A 24,537-nucleotide genomic window follows, 5' to 3' on the forward strand; every position below is an offset into this window, starting at 1 on the left:
CCCTGCATCATGAAAAAACTCGCCCTCCTGGCCGCCCTCGCGTTGCTCGCCGCCGGCTGCGTGCGCAACCCCTACGCTGCCACCAACAAAGTGTACAAGCGCCAGACCCGCGACCTGGCCCGGCAACTGCGCTCCCAGCCCACGCTACTCGCCGACAGCCTGCCGCCCGCGCCCTACTGGGCCGGCACCGTCAACTTCAATTTGCGCAAGCCCAACTACGTCATCATTCACCACACGGCGCAGCACAGTACCGAGCAGACGCTCAAGACGTTCACGCTGGTGAAGACGCAGGTGAGCGCCCACTACGTAATCGGGCGCGACGGGCAGACCTTTCACATGCTCAACGACTACCTGCGCGCATGGCACGGCGGCGCGGCCCGCTGGGGCAACGTCACGGATATTAACTCGGTATCCATTGGCATTGAGCTGGATAACGACGGTGCGGAGCCGTTTCAGGAAGCGCAGCTGGCGAGCTTACTGAAAGTATTGAGTAGCCTGAAAAAGACGTATAATATTCCGGCCGCCAATTTTATCGGCCACGGCGACATCGCGCCCACCCGCAAAAACGACCCGAGCGCCCTGTTTCCGTGGCAGCGGCTGGCGCAGCGCGGCTTCGGCCTCTGGTACGATGCGGCGGTGCTGACGGATACTACCGCCGCACCGTTTGCTACCGACTCGCTCGGGCTGCCGCTGCCGGGTCTCACGCCGCGCGAGGCGTTGCGTATTATTGGCTACGATACGCAGGATTTGAACGCGGCTATCGCGGCTTTCAAGCGGCATTTTGTGCCCGGCGAAACCGGGTCGGAACTGACCGAGCTGGACCGGCGGATTCTGTTTAACCTGTATCGTAAGTTCTTGTAATGCCAAGCTCCAGCTTGGCGAATCGTTGGTGAGCCTCGTTTGGATGGCTTAACAACGACTCACCAAGCTGGAGCTTGGTGTTACTGCGCGCCTTTTAATTTGTCTTCGCCGCCGTAGGGGGCGCCGGCCGTAATGTCGCCGCGCAGGCCGCCGGTGCTCTGGCCGGGGCCAAAGCCGGGCTGGGCCGAGGTAGTGTCGTTTTCTTTTTCGGGCACTAGCGGCGCGTCGGGGGCCATCGGGGCGTTGGTGAGGGCATCGGTAGGCACGGCGTCGGCATCGGTGCCGCCGCTGGCTTTATCGCCGGTTATCTCGGCTACTTTGGCCACGTAGCGGCGCTTGGCCTCGTCCTCGGGCACGCCTTTGTATTTGTCCCACGACTCCCATTGCGCTTGCGAGAGGCCTGCCGGGCCGCTGGCTTTGTCGGCATCATCGGCCGAAACTTCGCCGGGCTGCATGTTTACGTCGCCTTCGGTGGCTTGCTTGTAGAGGCCGTAAAGCTCGGTCATGTGCCGGGCGGCGGTGGCATCGTCGAGCTTATTAACTTGTTGCGCCGCAGCGTCAAATTGCTGTTGTAAGTTCATGAGGGTGGGGGAGGGGCTATCGAATAAGAGGCCGGCGAGCGGCCGGTTGCTAGCTTTACTAAGACTACGGGCCGGGGGTTGCGAAGGGCTGCGCTGGGGAATAGACGGAAAAGAACAGCGCGGCTACCGTTCACCAACTCACCCATTCGCCAATTCACCACCGCCCCGCCTCCTTATATTTGCCCTACTAGCTATATTATGTGTGGAATAACCGGCGCTTACGCCTTCTCTGAATCGGGCCGCTCGGCCCTCGCCCACTTGCAGGCCGCCACCGACGCCATCGTGCGCCGGGGGCCCGACTCGCAGGGCCACTTCGTGTATGACCAGTGCGGGCTGGGCTTTCGGCGGCTGGCCATTCTCGACCTCTCGGCCGATGGCAACCAGCCCATGACCGACGAGTCGGGCCGCTACACCATCGTCTTCAACGGCGAAATCTTCAACTACCGCGAGCTGCGCGCCAAGCTGCTCAAGAAAGGCTACCGCTTTCATTCGCAGACTGATACCGAGGTTATTCTGAATCTCTACATCAGCGAAGGGCGCAGCTTTATCAAGAAGCTGAATGGCTTTTTCGGCTTCGCGATTTTTGATAAAGAGGAAAATTCGCTCTTCATTGCCCGCGACCGCTACGGCGTGAAGCCGCTGCACGTGTACCGCGATGAGGACCGGTTTCTGTTCGGCTCGGAGCTGAAATCGCTGCTGGCGCTGGGTGTGCCGCGCAAGCTTGACTACGCGGCGCTGAGCCACTACTTGCAGCTCAACTACATTCCGGGCCCGGCTACCATCTTCAAGGGAATTAAAAAATTGCTACCTGGTCATTACCTGTTCATTAAGGGCGATAAGGTAGTGCGCAAGCGCTGGTATAAGATTCCCTACGACCCCAAGGAAGTTGCCAAAAACAAGCTCGACTACGAGCAGCAGCAGAAGAAGCTGGTGACGCTGATGGACGAGGCCGTGGCGCGCCGCCTCGTGGCCGACGTGCCGCTGGGCTCGTTCCTGAGCGGCGGCATCGATTCGAGCGTGGTTACGGCCCTGGCCACCCGCCACACGCCGCACCTCAACACGTTCAGCATCGGCTTCCGCGACGAGCCTTTCTTCGACGAAACCAAGTATGCCAACCTAGTAGCGAAGATGCACAACACCAACCACACGGTGTTTTCGCTGAGCAACGATGACTTGTACGAGCATCTGTTTCAGATGCTTGACTACTTTGATGAGCCCTTTGCCGACTCGTCGGCGCTGGCCGTGCATGTGCTCAGCCAGCGCACCCGGCAGCACGTAACCGTGGCGTTGAGCGGCGACGGGGCCGACGAGATTTTTGGCGGCTACAACAAGCACATGGGCGACTTCCAGGTGCGGCAGGGTGGCTTCAAGGCTGAGGCCGTAACCGGCCTGAATTTGCTCTGGGACATCCTGCCCAAGTCGCGCAACTCGTACTTCGGCAACAAAATCCGGCAGTTTCAGCGCTTCTCGCGCGGTATGCTCAGCGGCCCCAAGGACCGGTATTGGGACTGGGCCAGCTTTGCCTCCGAACAAGAATCTACCGACCTGCTGAGCGCCGCCAGCCGCAAAAAAGTAGATAAGAAGCTGGCCGCCAAGCGCCGCAAGGATATTCTGGAAAACCTGCATGCCGACGGCGACCTCAACGAGGTGCTGCTCACCGATACGCAGCTGGTACTGCCTTACGACATGCTCACCAAAGTGGACTTGATGAGCATGGCCAACTCGCTGGAAGTCCGCACGCCGTTCCTCGATTATAAGGTCGTCAACTTCGCCTTTTCGCTGCCCGTGAGCAGCAAAGTCGATGGCACGATGAAGAAGAAAATCGTGCAGGACGCCTTCCGGCCCATGCTGCCGCCCGAGCTCTACGACCGCCCCAAGCACGGCTTCGAGGTGCCGCTGCTGAAGTGGATGCGCGGCGAGCTACGCCCGCTCATCGAGCAGGATTTGCTGGCCGATGACTTCGTAGCCGCCCAGGGCATTTTTGAGGTAACCACGGTGCAAAAGCTGAAAAAGCAGCTTTTCTCCAGTAATCCCGGCGACGCGCACGCCCGCATCTGGGGGCTGATTGTCTTCCAGTACTGGTGGAAAAAATATATGGCGTAGCAAGCTGAAGCAGCTTTGTAAGCGACGGATTAAAAATTTGATATTCAGATTTTTAATCCGTCGCTTTTGTTTGATGATTCTTGATAATGATAAATGACGACCAACTCAGCTGCCAACGCATCAGATAGGCGAGCCAGTTGGTTTGCCACGGCGGCGACTACGCGCTTACTGATAATGGCCTGGAGCAGCCTACTGCTGCTGCGCCTGTTGCTGCTGGGTAGTGGCACGCTGGTCGATTACGACGAGCGGCGCTATTTCCAGTCGTTTGAAGCGGTGCGGGCGGCTGCCCACGGGCACTGGCAAGCCTGTGCTTTTGCCCTTTCGATGGTCGATGCCCGGCCCGTGGATGCGCTGTGGCGCTGCCTGCCGGCGGCGGGGCAGCTGCTACTGGCCCGCTACGCGGGCTGGGATATGTATAGTTACCCATCGCTGCTGCTACCTACGCTGCTCAACTGGACGGCCACGGTGGGCACGGCCTGGTTTTGCTGGCGTATAGGCCAGCGGCTGCTGGCCGATACGCCCGCCGCCCGGCAGTGGGCGTTGGTAGCGGCCGTGCTCTACGCCAGCCTTATCAATACCAGCATCTACGTGCGCCACGTGCTGCCCTACGACAGCGCTATGCTGCTGTTTATGGCGCTACTATGGTGGGTGTTGTGTCAGCCGCCGATGCCAAAAGCCTGGTTTTGGGCGCGGCTGGGGCTGGGCGCGGGGCTGCTGTGGCTACTTTACCCCGGCTACTACGCCGGGCCGGTGCTACTAGTGGCACCGCTGCTCGACTGGCATCGGCCGGTAAGTTGGGCGCTGGCCAATTTTAGCAGATTGCTAGCGTTGGGCCTGGGATTTGGGCTGCCGCTGCTGGGGGCCGAGGCCTTGAGCCGGCTGGGCGGTGGGCCGCCCTTCTGGGCAGTGAGCTACGATTTGTCGCTGCACATCTTGCAAGGCGACCCGGCTGAAGGCTACACCTTCTGGCTGAAGTATTTGTGGCAGGTAGAGGGTGCGTTGGGGTTAGTACTGCTGGCGCTGTTGGCCTGGGCGATAATGCGGGCTGTGTGCTACCTGGCCCTGGCCGGGGCGGCCGCCAGCGTGCCCCGCACACCCCGGCAAAAGCTACTGGCGGCGGCCCTCCTGATGTTTCTACTGCACGCCACGGCGGCGGCCGTGGGGCACCGCATTGTGTGGTATGGGCGCTTGCTGCATCTGTACCTACCTTTTCTGGTGCTGGCCGGAGTGGCGGCGCTGGCCGGCAGCCGGCAGCCGGGGCGGGCCGGCTGGGTGGGCTTGGGCGGGTGCCTAGTCGGGCTCGCTTCTTACGGATTATTTTTTGTGAAATATCAGCAACTAGCTTATCCGCCAGAAATAATCGTAAAGTATCGGCTCAACTGCTTGCCGGCTAGTAACTTGACTTATTATGAATCGGTGCGCGTGGCGGAGAGCCTGCGCTTTCGGCCGCACGGGCCGCATACGGCGGCCCCAAACTGCCGCCAGCCTACTACAAACGATGCCGATAGCCTGACGGTACTGGTTAACTTTGCCCTTCTTTACCCGCTGACGGCCAGTGCGTGCACGCCGCCCCCAGCTTTTGCACCCGCTCGCGTGCTGGTCGATACACCCTACTACCGTACCTTTCCCGCCTACGAGTTTGAGGGGCTGGCGCCTAGTGAGCGTGCTGAAAGTCAGCGACAAAAGTTTCGGCTGCGCGTGCTGCGCCTGCCCCGCCAGTAGTTCCTGCCTTCTTTTACCTTAAAACTTACCAACTAGACTATCCTATAGTCTACTACTCTCTTTCTCAAATGAAAATAGCAGTTGTCGGCACCGGCTACGTGGGGCTGGTTACGGGTACTTGCTTTGCCGAAGTCGGCATTGAAGTGACGTGCATTGATATCGACCAGAAAAAAATTGATAACCTCCGCGTGGGCATCCTGCCGATTTACGAGCCGGGCCTGGAGGAAATGGTGTCGCGCAACGTGCGGGCGGGCCGCCTGCAATTCTCTACCTCGCTGGCCGAGGGCATGAAGGACGCCGACGTAGCCTTTATCGCGGTGGGCACGCCACCCGGCGAAGACGGCTCAGCCGACCTCAAGTACGTGCTGGCCGTGGCGCGCGGCATCGGCGAAAACCTGGAAAACTACTGCGTGGTCGTGACCAAGAGCACCGTGCCCGTGGGCACGGCCGCCAAGGTGCGGGCCGAGCTCGAGGGCGCGCTGGCCAGGCGTGGGGCCAACCTCGATTTTGACGTGGCCTCTAACCCCGAGTTCCTCAAGGAAGGCGCGGCCATCGATGATTTTCTCAAGCCCGACCGTATCGTGGTGGGCGTGAGCTCGGAGCGCGCCGAGGAGATGATGCGCCGCCTCTACAAGCCCTTCCTGCTCAACGGCCACCCGATTATTTTCATGGATATTCCGTCGGCCGAAATGACGAAATACGCCGCCAACTCGATGCTGGCCACCAAAATTTCGTTTATGAACGACATCGCCAACCTGTGCGAAATCATGGGGGCCGATGTAAATATGGTGCGCCGCGGCATTGGCTCCGATGCCCGCATCGGCACCAAGTTTATTTACCCCGGCATCGGCTACGGCGGCTCGTGCTTTCCCAAAGACGTGAAGGCCCTCATTAAAACGGCCCAGGAAAACGGCTACCAGATGCAGGTGCTGCAAGCCGTGGAAGGCGTGAACGAGGCCCAGAAGGAAGTGCTGTTCGGCAAGGTGCAGAAGCACTTCGGCGGCGACCTCAAAGGCAAGAAATTCGCCATCTGGGGTTTGTCCTTCAAGCCCAAGACCGACGACATGCGCGAAGCTCCCTCGCTGGTTATCATCGAGAAGCTGCTGGCCGAAGGCGCTACCGTATCGGCCTACGACCCGGTGGCCGTGGCCGAAGCCAAGCACACGCTCGGCGACACCATCACTTACGCCAAAGACCAGTTTGAAGCCTTGGTAGATGCCGACGCGCTGCTGGTAGTGACGGAGTGGCCCGAGTTCCGCTCGCCTTCTTTCGAGGTGGTGAGCCGCCTGCTCAAGCAAAAAGTTATCTTCGACGGCCGCAACATCTACGACGCCGCCGAGCTGAAAGCAATTGGCTTTGCTTACCACTGCATCGGCGTGAAAACCGACCACAAAGAGCCGGTAGCTTAAATCTTATCTGTCATGCTGAGCGCAGCGAAGCATCTCGCCCGCACCATTGCTGACAAAAAAAATACTGCGCCACGCGAGATGCTTCGCTGCGCTCAGCATGACAACGACTTATTTATTTCAAAATGGCTGAAGAAAAAAAGCGTATCCTCATCACCGGCGGGGCCGGCTTCCTGGGCTCGCACCTCTGCGACCGGTTTCTGGCTGAGGGCTACCACGTGATTGCGATGGACAACCTCGTGACAGGCAACCTCGCCAACATCGAGCACCTGTTCAAGCGCGAAGACTTCGAGTTTCACCACCACGACGTGAGCAAATTCGTGTTCGTGCCCGGCAAGCTCGACTACATCCTGCACTTTGCCTCGCCGGCTTCGCCGATTGACTACCTCAAAATTCCGATTCAGACCCTGAAAGTGGGCTCGCTCGGCACGCACAACCTGCTGGGTTTGGCCCGCGTGAAAGGGGCCCGCGTGCTGATTGCCAGCACCTCCGAAGTGTACGGCGACCCCGAAGTGCACCCGCAAGTCGAGGAGTATTGGGGCAACGTGAACCCCGTGGGTCCGCGCGGCTGCTACGACGAGGCCAAGCGCTTTCAGGAAGCCATTACGATGGCCTACCACAACCACCACGGGCTGGAAACGCGCATCATCCGCATCTTCAACACCTACGGCCCGCGCATGCGCCTCGACGACGGCCGCGTGCTGCCGGCTTTCTTGTCGCAGGCCCTGAAAGGCGAAAACCTGACGGTGTTCGGCGACGGCTCGCAGACGCGCTCGTTTTGCTACGTCGACGACCTGGTGGACGGTATCTATCGCCTGTTGCTCAGCGACTACCACCTGCCGGTGAACATCGGCAACCCCGCCGAGATTACCATAAAGGAGTTTGGCGAGGAAATCGCCAAGCTCACGGGTGTCGAGTTCCGGCCGACCTACCAGGCGCTGCCCGAAAACGACCCCATGAAGCGCCGCCCCGACATCACCAAGGCCAAGGAAATCCTGAGCTGGGAGCCTAAGGTGGACCGCGCCGAAGGCTTACGCCGCACGCTGGAGTATTTCAAGGAGCACGTGAAGTAAGCCCTGGGCTTGCTACCTTAGAAGCGGAGTTGGCCACTTGGCCGGCTCCGCTTTTTGTTTGGAATGCCTGACTACCCCGCGCCGCACCTGCTAACGTTTGCCCAAATTGGCGATGCCGGCATCGGCTATTTGTCGGTGTCCGAAACGGCCACCCCGTCGCTGCCCTTTGCGGTGCAGCGCGTGTTCTGGACCTACGGCACGCCCGACAATATTCTGCGGGGCCGCCACGCCCACCGGGCCACCGAGCACGTGCTGCTGGCCGTGGCGGGTAGCATCGTGGTTACGACTGAGTCGGCAATTGGCGAGCTGAGCGTTTTCCGGCTTGAAAGCCCGCACGTGGGCCTCTACGTGCCGCCCAATGTGTGGCACACCATGCAGTACGCGCCGGGCGCGGTGCAGCTGGCGCTGGCTTCGCAACCGTTTATGGAGGAAGACTACCTTCGCGATTACCAGGGGTTTCGGGAGGTATGGAAGTAACCTTATCTGAGCTCGCTTATAGAAAAGTTGGCTAAGAAACCATGCCTGCCTATCAGCGCACCGGTCAGACTACGCTCAGCGCTTCGACCGGTGGTAGCCAAGCGCGCTGGATGGGCTTTTCAAACGACACCAATCACCAACAGTCGCACCGATGGGAGCAGCAGTCTGACCAGAGTGCGGCCAACGGCCTAGAGCAACTCCGGAAAGATTAGGCTAACGCTCAAACAGGTGCCAGGCGACCAGCAAAGTGGTTTTTGCTTATATTAGTGGCGAAGCGCCTGGAAACCAGGGATGAAAGCTTAACTTATCAAATCAGTGGCCTAGTAAAAGTACCAATCTTGCGAAAGAGTGGTCTGAGGCGCGTTATGGATAAAAGTAGGATAGGGGGAGATGATTCAGGCATGCAGCAGCCTGCCTTCAACCTAGGGTGAAGGTGCCTTCAGCTATGCTTCAGCCTTGGGTGAGCTATAATTGGACTAAGTTGAGGGTAGTTGGCCAAGCCAATTTTAGGAACCCAGCCAAAAGCCAATTAGCCTAAACCACCAGGCAAGGGTCAGCTGCATCTTGAATTTGTGTGTATTCGATACGGCAAGAAATTGGGTAGGTAAATTTTTTGTGACTAATTCAGCAATACCCTTCTTCTCGTCGCAGGCCATGCACGCAGCCATACGGCCCGAAGCGCTGGCCGCTATGGCCCGCGTCTACGATTCCAACTGGTACGTGCTGGGGGAGGAGGTAGCGCAGTTCGAGCAGGAGTACAGCCAGTTTAGCGGGGTAGCCCACACCGTGGGCGTCGGCAACGGCCTGGAGGCCCTCACGCTGGCACTACGGGCGCTCGGCATCGGCCCCGGCGATGAAGTGCTGGTGCCCTCCAATACCTACATTGCCACCTGGCTGGCCGTGACGCACGCCGGGGCTACGCCCGTGCCCGTGGAGCCCGACCCGGCTACCAGCAACCTCGACCCGGCCGGGCTGGCGGCCTCCCTATCGCCGCGCACGCGGGCTATTCTGCCCGTGCACCTCTACGGGCAGCCTTGCCGCATGACTGAGGTTATGGAGTTTGCCGCCCGGCACGGCCTGGCAGTGGTCGAAGACAACGCGCAGGCGCAGGGCGCAACGTGGGCCGGGCAGCTCACGGGTAGCTTCGGGGCGGTGAATGCCACCAGCTTTTACCCCACCAAAAACCTGGGCGCGCTGGGCGATGCCGGGGCGCTCACTACCCACGACGCGGCCCTGGCCGGGCAGCTGCGCCGCCTGCGCAGCTACGGCGCCATCCAGAAAAACTACCACGAGCTACCCGGCTACAATTCGCGCCTCGACGAACTGCAGGCTGCCGCGCTGCGTGTGAAGCTGCGCCAGCTACCAGCCTGGACGGCGCAGCGCCGGCAGCTAGCCGCCTGGTATAGCAGCCATCTGGCTGACCTGCCTGACCTGCAACTACCGGCCGTGGCGGCCGGGGCCGCGCCCGTGTGGCACCTCTACGTGGTGCACACTGCCCGGCGCGACGCCCTGCGGCAGCACCTGGCCGCCCAAGGGATTGAAACCCTAGTGCATTACCCGGTGCCGCCGCATTTGCAGCCGGCGTATGCGGCAATGAGGCTGCCGCCGGGCGCGCTGCCCGTGGCCGAAAAACTGGCGGCAACCTGCCTGAGTTTGCCGCTGTGGCCCGGCATGACGGAAAGTATGGTGGCGCGCGTGGCCGAAGCCGTGCGCAATTTTTGCGGCCGGTAAATTAGCTCGACAGCTATTTTTTGAGTTACTTTATCTAAAAGCCAATACCTTTGTAGATAGGGAGAATAGCTACATAGCGACTGTGTACAGCTATCAATCTTGATTAACTACAACTACTCTCTTCACTCATAGCTGATATTTCCACTCAGCAAATTTTTACATTTAACCTAATGAAGCGTGCGCTTATCACCGGGGTAACCGGTCAGGACGGAGCCTATCTGGTAGAGTTGCTACTTAGCAAAGGATATGAAGTCCACGGCATCAAACGGCGGTCGTCGCTCATCAATACCGAGCGTATTGATAGCCTGTACCAGGACCCGCACGAAAGCCACGTTCGCTTTATCCTGCACTACGGCGACCTGTCGGACTCGACCAACCTGATTCGCATTGTGCAGCAGGTGCAGCCCGACGAGATTTATAATCTCGGCGCCATGTCGCACGTGAAGGTGTCGTTTGATACGCCCGAGTACGTGGCCGACGTCGATGGCATCGGTACGCTGCGTTTGCTCGAAGCCATCCGCATCCTGGGCCTCGAGAAGAAAACCCGCATCTACCAGGCCAGCACCTCGGAGCTGTACGGCCTGGTGCAGCAGGTGCCGCAGTCCGAAACCACGCCCTTCTACCCGCGCTCGCCCTACGCCGTGGCCAAGCTCTACGGCTACTGGATTACGGTAAACTACCGCGAGGCGTACAACATGTATGCCTGCAACGGCATCCTCTTCAACCACGAAAGCCCGCTGCGCGGCGAAACCTTCGTAACCCGCAAAATCACCCGCGCCGCCGCGCGCATCGCGCTGGGCTTGCAGCAGAAGCTATTCCTGGGCAACCTCGACGCCAAGCGCGACTGGGGCCACGCCAAAGACTACGTGGAAGCCATGTGGCGCATTTTGCAGCAGGACGAGCCCGAAGACTACGTTATCGCCACCGGCGTAACTACCACGGTGCGCGACTTCGTGCGCCTCTCGTTTGCGGAGCTGGGTATCGAGCTGGCATTCACGGGCGAAGGCGTTACCGAGCAGGCGCACGTGGTAGCGTGCAGCAACCCCAGCTTCCAGCTGGAGGCTGGCACGGTAGTGGTGCAGATTGACGAGCGCTACTTCCGCCCCACCGAAGTGGAGCTGCTGATTGGCGACCCCACCAAAGCCAAAACCAAGCTGGGCTGGGAGCCCCAATACGACCTCCAAGCCCTGGTGCAGGAGATGGTGCAGGCCGACCTTAAGCTGTTTCAGCGCGACGCCCACTTGCAGGCTGGCGGCTACGCCATTCCAAACGCCTACGAGTAAGCCGCTTTTCCTGATTTATGATACCAAAAGAGGCAAAAATTTACGTAGCCGGCCATCGCGGGATGGTCGGCTCCGCGCTGGTGCGCCGCCTGACCCAGGAAGGCTTCACCAACCTCGTGACCCGCACTTCGAGCGAGCTTGACTTGCGCAGCCAGCAGGCCGTATCCGAATTCTTCGCCCAGGAGAAGCCCGAATACGTCATTTTGGCCGCGGCTAAGGTAGGCGGCATTCAGGCCAACAACATCTACCGGGCCGAGTTTCTGTACGACAATCTCATGATTGAGAGCAACGTCATCCATCAGGCTTACCTGAATGGCGTTACGAAATTGTTGTTTTTGGGCTCGTCGTGCATCTACCCCAAGTTTGCGCCCCAGCCCTTGCAGGAAGACGCGCTACTGACCGGCGAGCTTGAAAGCACCAACGAGCCCTACGCCATCGCTAAGATTGCGGGCATCAAGCTGTGCGATGCCTACCGCAGCCAATACGGCTGCAACTACATCTCGGCCATGCCCACCAACCTCTACGGGCCGCACGACAACTACGACCTCAAAAACTCGCACGTGCTGCCGGCGCTGCTGCGCAAGTTTCACGAGGCCAAAGAAGCCGGTGCGCCCGAGGTAGAAGTATGGGGCACCGGCACGCCCCGCCGCGAGTTCCTGCATGTCGATGACCTGGCCGATGCGTGTTACTGGCTGCTCGAAAACTATAACGAGCCAGGCCTGGTGAATATCGGCACCGGCACGGACCTGAGCATCCGCGAGCTGGCCGAGCTGGTGCAGCGCACTGTGGGCTACGAGGGTAGCATCCGCTTCAACTCGGATTATCCCGACGGTACGCCCCGCAAGCTCATGGACGTGAGTAAGCTGGCCAGCCACGGCTGGAAAGCTACAATTGGTCTGGAAGAAGGTGTGCAGGCGGTGTATGCCGGTGCATTCAGCCGGTAAAACAACTGACAGCGGCTGTTTTTAAACGGCGCGTGCTTCTGCTATAGAGGCACGCGCTGTTGGCTTTAGGGCTTGTTCGTATCTTTGCCCCGTTAGGAGGTGCGCCCTATAGCCTTGGCTTAGTGCAAGAGTAGCTAGCGAATAGCTCGCTCAACGGCTCCGTACTACTGGTTTTGTTATTTACTATCTCTCTTTGTGCAAACTGTTGACACTATCAAGCCAGTTGAATTAGCTACTACTTCCGCTGCTCAGGAAGAAAACTGGACGGAGGTTATTGAGCCGCGTACGGGTGTGTTCGACCTTCGCCTGGGCGATGTGTGGCGCTACCGCGACCTGGTCATGCTGTTCGTGCGGCGCGATTTCGTGTCCAACTACAAGCAGACGATTCTGGGGCCTATCTGGTTTTTTATCCAGCCCCTGCTCACTACCATTACCTTTTACATCATTTTTGGGCGGGTAGCGCAGCTGGGTACCGATGGTATTCCGCCGTTTGTATTTTACCTGGCTGGCAATACCGTGTGGGGCTATTTTTCGCAGAGCCTGACGGCGGTTTCCACGGTGTTTACGACCAACGCGGCAATGTTCAGCAAGGTGTATTTCCCACGCCTGACGATGCCGCTCTCGATTGTCATTTCCAACCTGGTGCGCTTTGGTATTCAGTTTGGACTCTTTCTGCTGGTCTGGGGCTATTACCTTTTCACCACGGACAACCTGCACCCCAATGCGCTGATGCTACTGACGCCCGTGCTGGTAGTGCTGATGGGCTTGCTCTCGCTGGGTCTGGGCATGATTTTTAGCGCCCTCACCACCAAGTACCGCGACCTGGCCATGCTACTCACCTTTGGCGTGCAGCTGGCATTGTATGCTACGCCGGTTATCTACCCGCTCTCTAAAGTGCCAGCCAAGTATATGTGGCTGATTTTGGCCAACCCCATGAGCGCCATTACAGAGACCTTCCGGGTAGCTTTTTTAGGGGCCGGAACATTCAGCTGGCTTTACCTGGGCTACAGCACGGCGGCTACCTTGGTTATCCTGCTGTTCGGTATTATTATTTTTAACAGGGTAGAAAAAAGTTTCACCGACACGGTGTAAGCATTGCAAGGCCGTCGGCTTGGCGCAGCGAAATACTAGCTAATAGTAAGTAGAATTATGAGTGACATCGCCATCAAGGTAGAAGGATTAGGCAAGCAATATCGCCTGGGAGAGATAGGCACGGGCACCATTAGCCACGACCTGAACCGCTGGTTTGCCCGCCTGCGCGGCAAGGAAGACCCTTTCGCGACAGTAGGGGAAACGAACGACCGCACCAAGAAAGGCTCCAGCGACTATGTATGGTCACTGAAAGATGTTGACTTTGAAGTAAAGAAGGGTGAGGTGCTGGGTATCATCGGCCGCAACGGGGCTGGTAAGTCAACCCTTCTGAAAGTGCTTTCGAAGGTAACAGCCCCTACTACGGGCAATATCAAGGTTAATGGCCGCATTGCGTCGCTGCTGGAGGTAGGTACGGGCTTTCATCCGGAATTGACCGGCCGCGAGAATATCTTCCTGAACGGTGCTATTCTCGGCATGACCAAAACCGAGATTCGCAGCAAGTTCGATGAGATTGTGGACTTCTCGGGAGTTGAACGCTACATCGACACGCCGGTTAAGCGCTACAGCAGCGGCATGTACGTGCGCCTGGCCTTTGCCGTAGCGGCCTTTCTAGAACCTGAGATTCTGATTGTAGATGAAGTACTAGCGGTAGGGGACGCTGAATTTCAGAAGAAATGTCTGGGGCGCATGAAGGACGTTAGCACCAATGATGGGCGAACAGTCCTTTTCGTTAGCCATAATATGGCAGCAGTCAAAGGGCTTTGCAATAAAGGTCTTGTGATGAAAAACGGACAAGTTCTTTTACAGTCATCTGTAGAAGATTCTGTTACCTTATATTATTCGCTTTTGTCATCATCGATTGACAATGAATCCTTGAAAAAAGCGAATACACATGAAATAGAGCTATACGAAATATCCTTAAAGAATTATTTCGGCCAGCCTGGAGCAGCGAAGTTTGATGAACCCTTGATTTTCGTGATAAAGGGCAAGGCATTAAAGCCGCTTAGAGACGTTACCTTCAACTTGAATTTAACAACTTTTGAGCACGTATCAATATTTACCGCTAGGCAGCTAGATAATATTCAAGCCGTAGATTTAAATGGAGATTTTGAAGTTCTTGTTTCTGTAGAGCATAATTTGCGCGCCGGTGCGTACATTCTTGCAATAGGAATAGATGCGTTTGCTCATAATATCTATTTCAATGCTTCTGCTTGCCAAGTAGATGTTTTGGAAGTAGGTAGTAAGGAATATAAGTATAAGAACTATGGCCTCATTGATACGGAAAGTACTTGGCAGATTAAAAACTGAGATTAAAAATAATATCTCAGGACAGAATCAATATAAGAAATATTCAAGTATTTCTCCGCTCGCCATTATATATGATAGTGCCAAGCTTATCAATCCCGAGAAAGTATTTATAGGTGAGTATACAGAAGTTAAAGACAATGTAATTATACAATGTTTTGGTAAAATTTCAATCGGTAAATATTGTCAGCTTAATCCATTCGTAGTAATATATGCTGGGCAGGTTACTATTGGTGATAATGTAATGATTGCTCCGCACTGCATGATTTCTTCGGAAAATCATGATTTCAGGCAAATAGAAGTACCTATGCGGTTTGCTGGTAATCTAACTAAGGGGCCGATTATTATAGAGGACGATGTTTGGATTGGCGCAAATGTAACCGTAACCGATGGCGTGAGAATTGGGAAGGGAGCTGTGATAGCTGCTAATAGTTGCGTAAATAAAGATATTCCTCCTTATGCAATTGCAGGCGGTGTGCCAGCACGCGTAATAGGTACTAGAAAATAAGCATGTCAATAGTTAATCTGATAGGAGGGTTAGGTAACCAAATGTTTCAGTATGCATTTGGTCAAAGCTTAGCGCAGGAATGCAAGATTAAAGTATTCTTTGATACAACAGAACTATTAAATCGTGCGCCAAAGGAGAATTTTACCTACCGTGATTTCGAGCTATCTATTTTTGAAGGAGAAGTACCGCTAGCATCAAGCGATTTGCTGCGGCTGTTCACGTTTCAGCCCAAATCGCTGTCAGAGCGTATATATTACAGGTTGCTTCGCAAGCTAAAGCAAGTTCGATACTACCCCGAAGCTCAAAATTTTGTGTATGAGCCGGCTGTTTGGCGTACATCGCCAAACACGTATTTTGAGGGCTATTGGCAAAGCGAGTTGTATTTTCAAAAGCACGAGCAGCTAATTCGGCAGTGCTTTAAATTCAAGACGCCGCTGGCTGGTAAAAACCTACAGTTAGCCCAGCAAATGGAAGGCGAAAATGCAATTGCTATTCACGTTAGGCGGGGTGATTATGCAAACAACCAACATATAAATGGTGTGCATGGTACCTGCTCTCCAGAATACTATCAAGCTGCGATTAGTATCATAGCTAGCCAAGTGAGTAATCCGGTGCTGTATATTTTTTCGGATGAGCCGGAGTGGGTAGCGCAAAACATGCAATTTGGCTATCCAGTTACTTACGTTAGCCATAATACCGGAAAAAGTAGCTTTGAGGATATGCGGCTGATGAGCTTGTGCAAGCATAATATTATTGCTAACAGCTCATTTAGCTGGTGGGGCGCTTGGCTAAATACAAATAAAAATAAGATAGTAGTTGCTCCTAAGCAGTGGTTCGCTACGATGCCAGAGTATTCAATTAATTTGATTCCGTTATCTTGGATTCAGATATAGTCAGTATGGATACTCCTCTTATATCTGTTGTGGTGCCAGCTTATAATGCTGAAAAGTTTATAGCTGAAACGATAGAGAGCGTTTTGAGCCAAACTTATACTAACTGGGAGTTGGTAGTAGTTGATGATGGCTCAGTAGATGGGACTAAGAAAATAGTTGGTAAATATGCCGAACTTGATAAGCGTATTAAATACGTTTATCAAGCTAATGCAAGGCAGGGCGTTGCTCGCAATAACGGTATTCGTAATTCTCGGGGGGAGCTTATTGCTTTTCTTGATGCTGATGATTTGTGGGTTCCCGATAAGCTATTAGTTCAGCTTCAGGAAATACGAAATAAAAAAGTTGACTTAATTTTTTCTGAGTCCTGCTGTTTTACTGGCAAGTTTAATGATGCTGGTGAGTATTTAGCTATGGGGGCAGGTAAAGGCTATTTCAGCGGGCAGGAAGGTATTGAGGTTTTCCTAGAACAAAACCGAATTCCTGTATTAACGGTACTCACTACTCGCGAGGCACTTGCTAAAGTAGGTTTTTTTACTGAGGATATAACTCTGCAAAATGCAGAAGACTATCATCTGTGGCTGAAACTACTTTTTTCTGGCTGTGTGTTTTATGGTATACCAGAAGTGTTGGCAGCATATCGGGAGCATACTAGCTCTGTTTCTGGTTCCGATAGATTGAATCTGCCCTACGTAATAAAAGTTAAAGCTGATATAATGCGGCTGTACCCCGAGCATAGTGCTACGGTACTGCGGAGCATTAATAAGACAATAGTTAGAAGACTAGACTCTTTGCAAAAAGGTGCTGATAATAGCTTGTTTGATGAAATAGGAGGCTACTTAAGGATAGCAAAAAAAGAAAGCTTTAAGCCATTGTTCTCTTTTTTTAAAAGTATAAAGGCCAATAAGTTTGCATTGCGGGCTAGTTATTTTGTGTTTAATTATCTTTAAGTCTTGCTTTAAGAAATAATGAGCTTGATAAGTATTATTATTCCTTGCTACAATTACGGTTGGCTCCTTGCTGAAACACTGGAATCAGTAGTGAGGCAGAGCTATCGAGCGTGGGAATGCATTGTGATTGACGATGGCTCTGGCGATAATACGAAGCAAGTGGCAGAAGAATTTGCCAGCCGGGATAGCCGTATCAAGTACGCTTACCAAGCCAATGCCGGTATGTCAGCGGCTCGTAATAATGGCTTACGGCAGGCCAAGGGCGACTACGTGCAGTTTCTGGATGCGGATGATTTGCTGACACCGCATAAGCTGGAAGTTCAAATTGCTAAGCTGCAGCAAAGCCCCGAAGTAGATATTCTGTATGGCGACATGCGTTATTTCCGGCATGGGCAGCCAGATGTGTTGGCACGGGATTTTGATATGGGCGATTCGGATTGGATGGTGCCGATGCACGGCAGCGGCATACCCATTATCGAGTCCCTGATTAAGAACAACAAGCTGCCCATTAATGCGGCGCTGACTTCCAGAAAGCTAATTGAGCAGGTAGGGGGGTTTGATGAATCTCTGCGCTCAATGGAAGACTGGGAGTTCTGGCTGCGTTGTGCGCTGGCTGGTGCTACGTTTCAGTACGACGCCACGCCGGAGGCATGGGTGCTCGTGCGACTACACCCAAGTAGCACGAGCAATAATCGCCGCCGAATGAGCACTTCGGAGCGGCGAATGAGAGAGCAGATAGTGGCTAAGCTCGAAAATATCGGGGCGCATAATGCCATAAAAATAAATGCGGAAGCTATTCAGATGCTTACCACCGTTGATGCCGTATACCACACGCGCGAAGGCCACTTGCTGACAGGGCTGCGCGAGTTTATGCAGCTTGCCAGCTCTACCGGCAAGTACAAATACTACTTAAGCAGCGCGTTGTATTGGCTGAGGCACCGAGCCGCGAAGGCGGTTACCAAATCAGCGGCCGACTAGATTGAACCTGACAGAAAGAACACGCAGATACAGATGATTTCGTTGATTGTATGCTCCCGAGACGCGCATGCGCTAGCTGCAGTGAGCAAGAGCGCGGCCGCTACGATAGGGGTTCCTTATGAGGTCATTGGCATTGACAACAGCAAGGGCACATATGGTATATGCGAAGCTTACAACAGAGGGGCCGCGCAAGCACAGTACGAGCTGCTGTGCTTTATGCACGAGGATATTCGCTTCCATACCGTGGGCTGGGGGCAGAAGGTAGCCGACATCTTACAGGATAAGACGGTTGGCGTGCTAGGTATTACGGGTGGGCTGTACCAGGTGGCCGCCCCGGCGGCCTGGTGGGGGTGCGGGCTAAAGCTGTGCCGCGAAAACGTGCTCAACGTGTTTCCGGACGGCCACACGGAGATGGACCTGCACAACCCGGAGGGGCGGGCGTTAACCGACGTAGCGGTAATAGACGGCCTGTGGATGTGCTCGCGCAAGGAAGTGTGGCAGCAATATCCGTTTGATAGCCGCACGTTCACCGAGTTTCACTTCTACGATGTCGACTACTGCACGGAGATATACCAGCACGGCCTGCGCGTGTGCGTAACCTTTGAGGTGTTGATTGAACATCATTCGCGGGGGTCTGTCAATACTTCGTGGCTGCATAACGCGTTGAAGTACGAGCAGAAGCGAAGTGGCCAACTGCCCTTTGGCCCCATTGCGCTGGCCGCCGCCGAAACTCGGCAAATCGAGATAGCCCCGTTGCAGGAGTTTATCAATCGCTTGCTGAGCGCCGGCTTTCCCAGCCGTTTGATTGGCAAGTACGTGTACCGCTGCCTGCGCCTCGACCCGGCAAACCGCGACAGCCTGTGGCTATTGCGGCAGTGGCTGCGCATGCTCTTTCGCCAACCCAAGCAAGTAGTGCACTCGTCTGCCGCATGAGAATTGCCTTTATTTCTACGATGGCGGCAGTGCCCTGGGGGGGAAGCGAAGTGCTCTGGCAGCAAACGGCTTTGGCTGCGCTGGCGCAGGGCCACGCCGTGCTGGCATCCGTCTACCGCCGCGACCCGCTGCCGCCGCAGCTGCAAGCGCTGGCGGCGGCGGGGGCCGAGCTGCACCTGCGCCCGCTCTACTCGCCCTCACTAGCTACAAGGTTGACGCGACGGGTGCAGACGGCTTTGCACCTGCTAAAGCCGCTGAGCGCGGCGCTGGCAGCTTTTCGGCCGGACATCATATGCGTAAGCCAGGGCGGTAATTTTGAAATTACGCAAATGGCATGGCTTCGGGAAGCGCTTGTGCAGAGCGGCGTACCATTTTGCTTCGTGTGCCACAACTACGACGCGAGCCAATTGCCAGCGGCCGAGATGCGGCAGACTGGCCGGCAGATATTTGCGCGCGCCGCCCGGGTCTTTTTCGTCTCTCAGGAGCAGGCGCACGTTTCGCAGCGCCAGTTAGCTACCCGCCTGCCCAACGCGGAGCTAGTCAAGAACCCGGTAAATCTGCCTGCGGCCGAGCTACTACCCTGGCCTACCAGCGCGGAGCCGCAGCTGGCGATAGTAGCCGGGGTCGACATCAATCGTAAAGGCCAGGATATTGCGCTGGAGGTGCTAAGTACGCCGCGCTGGCAGCAGCGCGCCTGGCACCTTAATATCTACGGCGACGGGCCCGACCACGAGTATGTAGTGGAACTGCTGGCTCTTTACAAGCTGCAGGCCCGCGTGACGCTGCACGGCAATGTAGCCGATGTTACCAGCATCTGGCGCCAAAATCACCTTTTGCTGGTGCCCTCGCGGCGCGAGGCGGCCCCACTAGTAGTGATGGAGGCCATGCTGTGCGGCCGGCCCGTCGTAGGCACTGCGGTAGGCAGCATAGCCGAATGGCTAACGGAAGGACAAACCGGCTTCGTGGCGGCAGCGGCTACTGTCCCGCTATTTGAAGCAGCTCTGGAGCAAGCCTGGCAGGCCCAAAGTAGCTGGGAGGCGATGGGAAGCAACGCCCACGAGTGGGCGGGGCAATATGCTGACCTGAAGGCCGCCGAAACATTTCTAACCCGGCTGCAAGCACTGGCTGCCAGCTGAGTGTGCAGGCCAGCCGCGTTTTTCGCTTGGCTTAGCTTTTAGCAGCAACGGGCTGATTGAGCAGGCCTGGCCCTGGCTGCGCCGATTTCCAGCGGTGCTGTCCGGCGCAGCGCGCTGAACCCGGCCGATAGCCCCGGCTTACCTTTGCGTGGGCTTTCGCCAAACCCAGGTCTGCGCCTAGCCGGCCCGGCCACGCCAAGCCGCTCACTAAGCTTTTTCTTCATGCCTACTGCCACGCGGCTGCGCATCGCTTTTCTTACCTCCACCGACCCGCGCGACCGCCGGGCGTGGTCGGGGCTGCACTACATGCTGGCCCATACCCTGCAAAAGCACGTGGGCGACGTAACCTATCTGGGGCCGGTCAGCCTGCGCTATTTCTTCGCCCTCGGCGACCGCGTCAACAAGGTCGTCGGCAAGCTCAGCCAGGGGCGGCGCTACCACTACAGCATCAGCGTGCTCACGGCGCGGCTGTATGCCCGCATCTTCGGCCGCAAGCTGCGGCAGGGGCAGTACGACCTCATTTTTGCGCCCGCGTCCTACACCGAGTTTTCGTACCTCGCCACCGACCTGCCCATCGTGTACTGCTGCGACTCGACCATTACGCAGCTCATCGACTACTACCCCGGCTTGTCGAAGCTGCTGCCCGTATCCAAGCGCGAACTGGCCCACATCGAGCAGCGCGCCATTGACCGGGCCGATTTGCTGGTGTATTCATCACACTGGGCTGGCAATTCGGCCATCAATGACTTTGGCGCGCTGGCCGAAAAGGTAGCCGTTTTTCCGTTCGGGGCCAATTTCCCCATCGTGTTGCCGCGCGAAGAAGTCATTCACCGCCAGCCCCGGCCCGGCCGGTGCCAGCTGCTATTTGTGGGGGTAGAGTGGGTGCGCAAGGGCGGGGCCATTGCCTTCGACACGCTGGCGCAGCTGTGCGAGCAGGGCATCGACGCGCACCTCACCATCTGCGGCTGCGTGCCACCGGCCGGCTTCGAGCACCCCAACCTCACGGTTATCCCGTTTCTGGATAAAAACAACCCCGAACAGCTCGGCCGCATGGTGCAGCTCTACCGCGAGGCCGACTTCTTTTTGCTACCCACGCGGGCCGAGTGCGCGGCCATCGCCTTCTGCGAAGCCAGCTCGTTTGGCGTGCCCTCTTTCACCACCGATACCGGCGGCATCGCCGACTTCGTAGAAAACGGCGTGAATGGCTACCGCCTCAGTCTAGCGGCGGGCGGCCCCGAGTTTGCGCAAGCCATTACCCAAGTGCTGGCCAATCCGGCGCTCTACCAGCAGCTGCGCCGCACTGCGCGCGATTTGTACGAGGCCAAGCTGAACTGGGACGCCTGGGGCGTGGCCGTGGGCGAGTTGCTGCAAGCCAAGCTCGGCCGCCAGCCGCAGTTAGGGTCGGCAGCCGCTACTTCGTAGGCTTGCGGTGCGGCGGTAGCCCGGCGGGGGGAGAGCAACTTATTGCGCCAACCTTACCGGAGTTAGCTGCCTCTAACACCCATACACCTAGCAAAAGACCGTATTGCCAGCTTTTGAGAAAATTATTTTAACGCTCGTATATGAATATTCTCATTGCCATCGAAGACCTGCGCACGGGCGGTGCCCAGGTATTTGGCATGCGGCTGGCACAAGCGCTGCACCAGCGCGGCCACCAGGTGCACCTCTACAGCCACTACGCGGCCTATGTCAACTACCCGCTGGTGCGCCAGCTAGCGCCCGATGTGTCGGTGCTGTCGTTTGAGGCTGGCCTGCCAGGCCTCGACTGGCTCACGCAGAAGGCTCAAAGCGTGTTTCGGCGGCTGGGGTGGGTATTTGAGTGGCGTGAAAAGCTGGTGGAGCAGCACCTGCGCCGCACCCTGGAGCGGCTTCGCGTGCAAGTCATTAACTCGCACATGATAAAATCGGACTATGTGGCCACGGCCGCCGGCACGGCCGCCCACCCGGCCGTGCCGGTGGTCATAACCATGCACGGCTGCTACGAGGAGTTTTTGCACAAAGCCACCGAACCCGAGGTCACGCTGAAATCGCGCCAGGCGCTACGTGAGGCGGCTGGCGTGGTGTACCTCACCGCCAAAAACCTGGAAATATTCTCGGTTCCCGGCGTGCGCCCGCTCGCCGACGTGCCACACGCGCAGATTTACAACGGCTTCGACGGGCAGTTTTCACCGGCCAGGCAGCTGCCCAGCCGGGCGCAGCTCGGCATCGGCGTGGCCGACGTGGTGTTTGGCATGGTGGCGCGGGGAATTCCGCAAAAAGGCTGGCAGTACGCGCTCGATTCCTTTGAGGAGCTGAGCCAGGAGTTTCCGCAGGCGCACCTCATCTTGGTGGGTAGCAGCGACTACCTCGACGGCCTGCGCGTCGCTACCACCAACCCGCGCGTGCATTTCGTGGGCTTCGCGCCCAATCCCATCGACTGGGTACGGCTATTCGACGTAGGCTTGCTACCCAGCTACTTCGCCTCCGAAAGCCTGCCCAACTGCGTGGCCGAGTACCTGTTTTGCGGCGCGCCGGTGGTGGCTACCCGCATCGGCGAGCTACCCCAGATGCTGGAGGTGCCGGGGCAAGGCCTGGCCGGCGCGCTAGTGGAGCAAAACGGCCGGGGCCTCACCGACCCGGCTGCTTTCACGGCCGCCCTGCGGGCCTACCTCACCAGCCCGGCGCTGCTGGCCGCGCACAAGGCGCTGGCCGCGCAGTGCTTCGATAAGTTTCGGATGGCGCGCTGCGTGGCGGCCTACGAGGCACTGTTTGCCGAGGTGCAGCCCGCGCCCGCCGCCGGCCGGGCGTAAATTTGCCGGGCCGGCCACCGCGCTTGCAGGCCGGCGATAGGGTGTAAGTGATTTATGATGAGTACAACTACTGTAGTGGCAGCCGGTGCGCGCCCGCGCCTGCTGATGATTATTCCCAATCGGGGTCTGGGCGGGGCGCAGCGAGTGTTTCACGACCATGGCGTGGCGCTGCGCGAGTTTTACGACGTAGCCGAAGTCATCTTCAACGAAGACGACCCCGACCTCTACCCCAGCGGCAACCCCGTGTGCAGCCTCGGCGTGCCTGGCGGCGGTAGCTCGCTGGCCAAGATGCAGCACTTTTACCGCCGCGTGCAGCGCCTGCGCGACCTCAAGCGCGAGCTGGGCTGCGACGTGGCCATCAGCCACCTTGAAGGGGCCGACTACGTGAATTTGCTGAGCAAGGGCCGCGAGAAGATTATTATTCTCATCCACGGCTCGAAGGTGCACGATGGCGAAATAAAAGGCGCAGTGGGCTGGCTGCGAAAGCGCTTGCTGATGCCTTGGCTCTACCAGCGCGCCGATAAGGTAGTGACGGTGAGCCGCGACATCATCCCCGAAATGACGGAAGTATTCGGGGTAGAAGCGCATAAGCTCTCGGCCATCAACAACTCGTTCGACGTGGAGGCCGTGCGCCAGCGCAGCATCGAGCCGCTCGACGCGGCCATGCAGGCCGTGTACGCGGCCGGGCCGGTGCTGGTAACCTCGGGCCGGCTGGCTATCCAAAAAAACCAGGCCCCGCTGCTCGACGTGTTTGCCACGCTACGCAAGCAGCAATCCGCCCGGCTGGTTTTTATCGGCGATGGCGATTTGCGCGGCGAGCTGGTGCAGCACGCACAGGCGCTGGGCCTGCGCGTGTACCAGGCCTGGGCGGGCGAGCAAATTACGCCTGAGTACGACGTGTACTTTGTGGGGCTGCAAAGCAACCCGTTCAAGTACATCCGGCCGGCGCAGGCGTTTGTGTTTCCGTCGGCCTGGGAAGGTTTTCCGCTGGCGCTGGGCGAGGCCATGACCTGCGGCGTAGCCTGCCTCTCGACCGACTGCCCCACCGGCCCCCGCGAGATGCTGGCCCCCGAGTCGGCCATTCCGCAGCAGCCGATTGCGCAGGCCGAGTGGGCCCCCTACGGCGTGCTGATGCCCATGCTGCCGCCCGCCCCCGCCGCCCCCGCCCAGGCCGAGTGGGTAGCCGCCCTGCAAAAGCTGCTCGCCGACGACGCCCTGCGCCAACGGCTGGCCGAGGCGGCCCACCACCGCGCCCTCGATTTTTCGCACCGCCGTACCTTTGCGCGCTGGCGGCAGCTCATCGACCACACCCTAGCCGCGCCCGCCGCATGAGTATAGCTTCGCCCGCGCTAGCCCCTGCCGCGCCCCGTGCGCCGCGCGTCTTTTTTCCTAATCTCGACGGGCTGCGCTTTCTGGCGTTTTTCGCCGTGTTTTTGTTCCACTCGTTATACACTCCCGACGCGGGCATCGCGGCCAGCTCGCTCTACCAAGTGCCCTACCAGCTCACCCGCGTGGGCGACCTGGGCGTGAATTTCTTTTTCGTCCTTAGCGGTTTTCTCATCACCTACCTGCTGCTTAGCGAAAAGCAGCTGATGGGGCGGGTGGCCATCGGGGCGTTTTACATGCGGCGCATTTTGCGCATCTGGCCGCTGTACTTCGTGGTCGTGTTCATTGGCTTCGTGGTGAAGGCCCGTTTCGGGCTGCACGGTTTGCAGGAAACGCCCCAGCCCTGATATTTCCTCACGTTTCTGGTTAATTCTAACAATCTCTACCAC

The 24,537-nt window shown here is 57.4% G+C and carries 22 protein-coding genes; 21 read left to right on the forward strand and 1 reads right to left on the reverse strand.

Going from position 1 to position 24,537, the window contains the following annotated elements; translation table 11 throughout:
• Positions 1–9 precede the first annotated feature (9 nt).
• Positions 10–861, forward strand: coding sequence for an N-acetylmuramoyl-L-alanine amidase (locus VFO93_RS10335; protein WP_325134292.1), 852 nt, complete (start codon positions 10–12; stop codon positions 859–861).
• Positions 862–941: 80 nt separating this feature from the next.
• On the opposite strand, the gene VFO93_RS10340 is transcribed toward VFO93_RS10335, so the two are convergent.
• Positions 942–1,442: an acyl-CoA-binding protein gene (locus tag VFO93_RS10340; protein ID WP_325134293.1), complete on the reverse strand. Its 501-nt coding sequence runs from the start codon at positions 1,440–1,442 to the stop codon at positions 942–944.
• A gap of 198 nt (positions 1,443–1,640) precedes the next feature.
• Between VFO93_RS10340 and asnB the strand changes: the two genes are divergently transcribed.
• From asnB to VFO93_RS10440, 20 genes are all read left to right on the forward strand, one after another.
• Positions 1,641–3,545, forward strand: coding sequence for an asparagine synthase (glutamine-hydrolyzing) (gene asnB / locus VFO93_RS10345; protein ID WP_325134294.1), 1,905 nt, complete (start codon positions 1,641–1,643; stop codon positions 3,543–3,545).
• A gap of 93 nt (positions 3,546–3,638) precedes the next feature.
• On the forward strand, positions 3,639–5,267 hold the full coding sequence (locus VFO93_RS10350; protein WP_325134295.1) for a hypothetical protein: 1,629 nt from the start codon (positions 3,639–3,641) through the stop codon (positions 5,265–5,267).
• A gap of 68 nt (positions 5,268–5,335) precedes the next feature.
• Positions 5,336–6,676, forward strand: a complete 1,341-nt coding sequence (locus VFO93_RS10355; protein ID WP_325134296.1) for a UDP-glucose/GDP-mannose dehydrogenase family protein — start codon at positions 5,336–5,338, stop codon at positions 6,674–6,676.
• Positions 6,677–6,798: 122 nt separating this feature from the next.
• On the forward strand, positions 6,799–7,746 hold the full coding sequence (locus VFO93_RS10360) for a UDP-glucuronic acid decarboxylase family protein (protein ID WP_325134297.1): 948 nt from the start codon (positions 6,799–6,801) through the stop codon (positions 7,744–7,746).
• A gap of 63 nt (positions 7,747–7,809) precedes the next feature.
• Positions 7,810–8,223, forward strand: coding sequence for an FdtA/QdtA family cupin domain-containing protein (locus tag VFO93_RS10365; protein ID WP_325134298.1), 414 nt, complete (start codon positions 7,810–7,812; stop codon positions 8,221–8,223).
• A 615-nt stretch (positions 8,224–8,838) separates the two neighbouring features.
• Positions 8,839–9,954: a DegT/DnrJ/EryC1/StrS family aminotransferase gene (locus VFO93_RS10370; protein WP_325134299.1), complete on the forward strand. Its 1,116-nt coding sequence runs from the start codon at positions 8,839–8,841 to the stop codon at positions 9,952–9,954.
• Between the two features lie 170 nt (positions 9,955–10,124).
• The gene (gene gmd / locus VFO93_RS10375; RefSeq protein WP_325134300.1) at positions 10,125–11,237 is read left to right on the forward strand and encodes a GDP-mannose 4,6-dehydratase; all 1,113 of its coding nucleotides are present in this window, start codon (positions 10,125–10,127) and stop codon (positions 11,235–11,237) included.
• A 20-nt stretch (positions 11,238–11,257) separates the two neighbouring features.
• Positions 11,258–12,181 carry a GDP-L-fucose synthase gene (fcl, locus tag VFO93_RS10380; RefSeq protein ID WP_325134324.1) on the forward strand — a complete coding sequence of 308 codons (924 nt, stop codon included), beginning with the start codon at positions 11,258–11,260 and terminating at the stop codon, positions 12,179–12,181.
• 195 nt (positions 12,182–12,376) lie between these two features.
• Positions 12,377–13,273: an ABC transporter permease gene (locus VFO93_RS10385; protein ID WP_325134301.1), complete on the forward strand. Its 897-nt coding sequence runs from the start codon at positions 12,377–12,379 to the stop codon at positions 13,271–13,273.
• A gap of 57 nt (positions 13,274–13,330) precedes the next feature.
• On the forward strand, positions 13,331–14,581 hold the full coding sequence (locus tag VFO93_RS10390) for an ABC transporter ATP-binding protein (RefSeq protein ID WP_325134302.1): 1,251 nt from the start codon (positions 13,331–13,333) through the stop codon (positions 14,579–14,581).
• On the forward strand, positions 14,538–15,086 hold the full coding sequence (locus VFO93_RS10395; protein ID WP_325134303.1) for an acyltransferase: 549 nt from the start codon (positions 14,538–14,540) through the stop codon (positions 15,084–15,086). Before VFO93_RS10390 ends, VFO93_RS10395 begins: the two co-directional genes overlap by 44 nt.
• A 2-nt stretch (positions 15,087–15,088) precedes the next feature.
• Entirely contained in the window at positions 15,089–15,979 is an 891-nt protein-coding gene (locus tag VFO93_RS10400) for an alpha-1,2-fucosyltransferase (protein WP_325134304.1), read from the forward strand.
• A gap of 5 nt (positions 15,980–15,984) precedes the next feature.
• On the forward strand, positions 15,985–16,926 hold the full coding sequence (locus tag VFO93_RS10405; RefSeq protein ID WP_325134305.1) for a glycosyltransferase family 2 protein: 942 nt from the start codon (positions 15,985–15,987) through the stop codon (positions 16,924–16,926).
• 18 nt (positions 16,927–16,944) lie between these two features.
• Positions 16,945–17,904, forward strand: a complete 960-nt coding sequence (locus VFO93_RS10410; protein WP_325134306.1) for a glycosyltransferase family 2 protein — start codon at positions 16,945–16,947, stop codon at positions 17,902–17,904.
• A 33-nt stretch (positions 17,905–17,937) separates the two neighbouring features.
• Positions 17,938–18,837, forward strand: coding sequence for a glycosyltransferase (locus VFO93_RS10415; protein WP_325134307.1), 900 nt, complete (start codon positions 17,938–17,940; stop codon positions 18,835–18,837).
• Positions 18,834–19,973, forward strand: coding sequence for a glycosyltransferase family 4 protein (locus VFO93_RS10420; RefSeq protein WP_325134308.1), 1,140 nt, complete (start codon positions 18,834–18,836; stop codon positions 19,971–19,973). Before VFO93_RS10415 ends, VFO93_RS10420 begins: the two co-directional genes overlap by 4 nt.
• A 222-nt stretch (positions 19,974–20,195) precedes the next feature.
• Positions 20,196–21,395, forward strand: coding sequence for a glycosyltransferase family 4 protein (locus tag VFO93_RS10425; RefSeq protein ID WP_325134309.1), 1,200 nt, complete (start codon positions 20,196–20,198; stop codon positions 21,393–21,395).
• 140 nt (positions 21,396–21,535) lie between these two features.
• Entirely contained in the window at positions 21,536–22,762 is a 1,227-nt protein-coding gene (locus VFO93_RS10430; protein ID WP_325134310.1) for a glycosyltransferase family 4 protein, read from the forward strand.
• Between the two features lie 54 nt (positions 22,763–22,816).
• Positions 22,817–24,094, forward strand: a complete 1,278-nt coding sequence (locus tag VFO93_RS10435) for a glycosyltransferase (RefSeq protein WP_325134311.1) — start codon at positions 22,817–22,819, stop codon at positions 24,092–24,094.
• Positions 24,091–24,495: an acyltransferase family protein gene (locus VFO93_RS10440; protein WP_325134312.1), complete on the forward strand. Its 405-nt coding sequence runs from the start codon at positions 24,091–24,093 to the stop codon at positions 24,493–24,495. Before VFO93_RS10435 ends, VFO93_RS10440 begins: the two co-directional genes overlap by 4 nt.
• The last annotated feature ends 42 nt before the right edge of the window (positions 24,496–24,537 follow it).

This window comes from Hymenobacter sp. (assembly GCF_035709525.1).
Taxonomy (GTDB): domain Bacteria; phylum Bacteroidota; class Bacteroidia; order Cytophagales; family Hymenobacteraceae; genus Hymenobacter.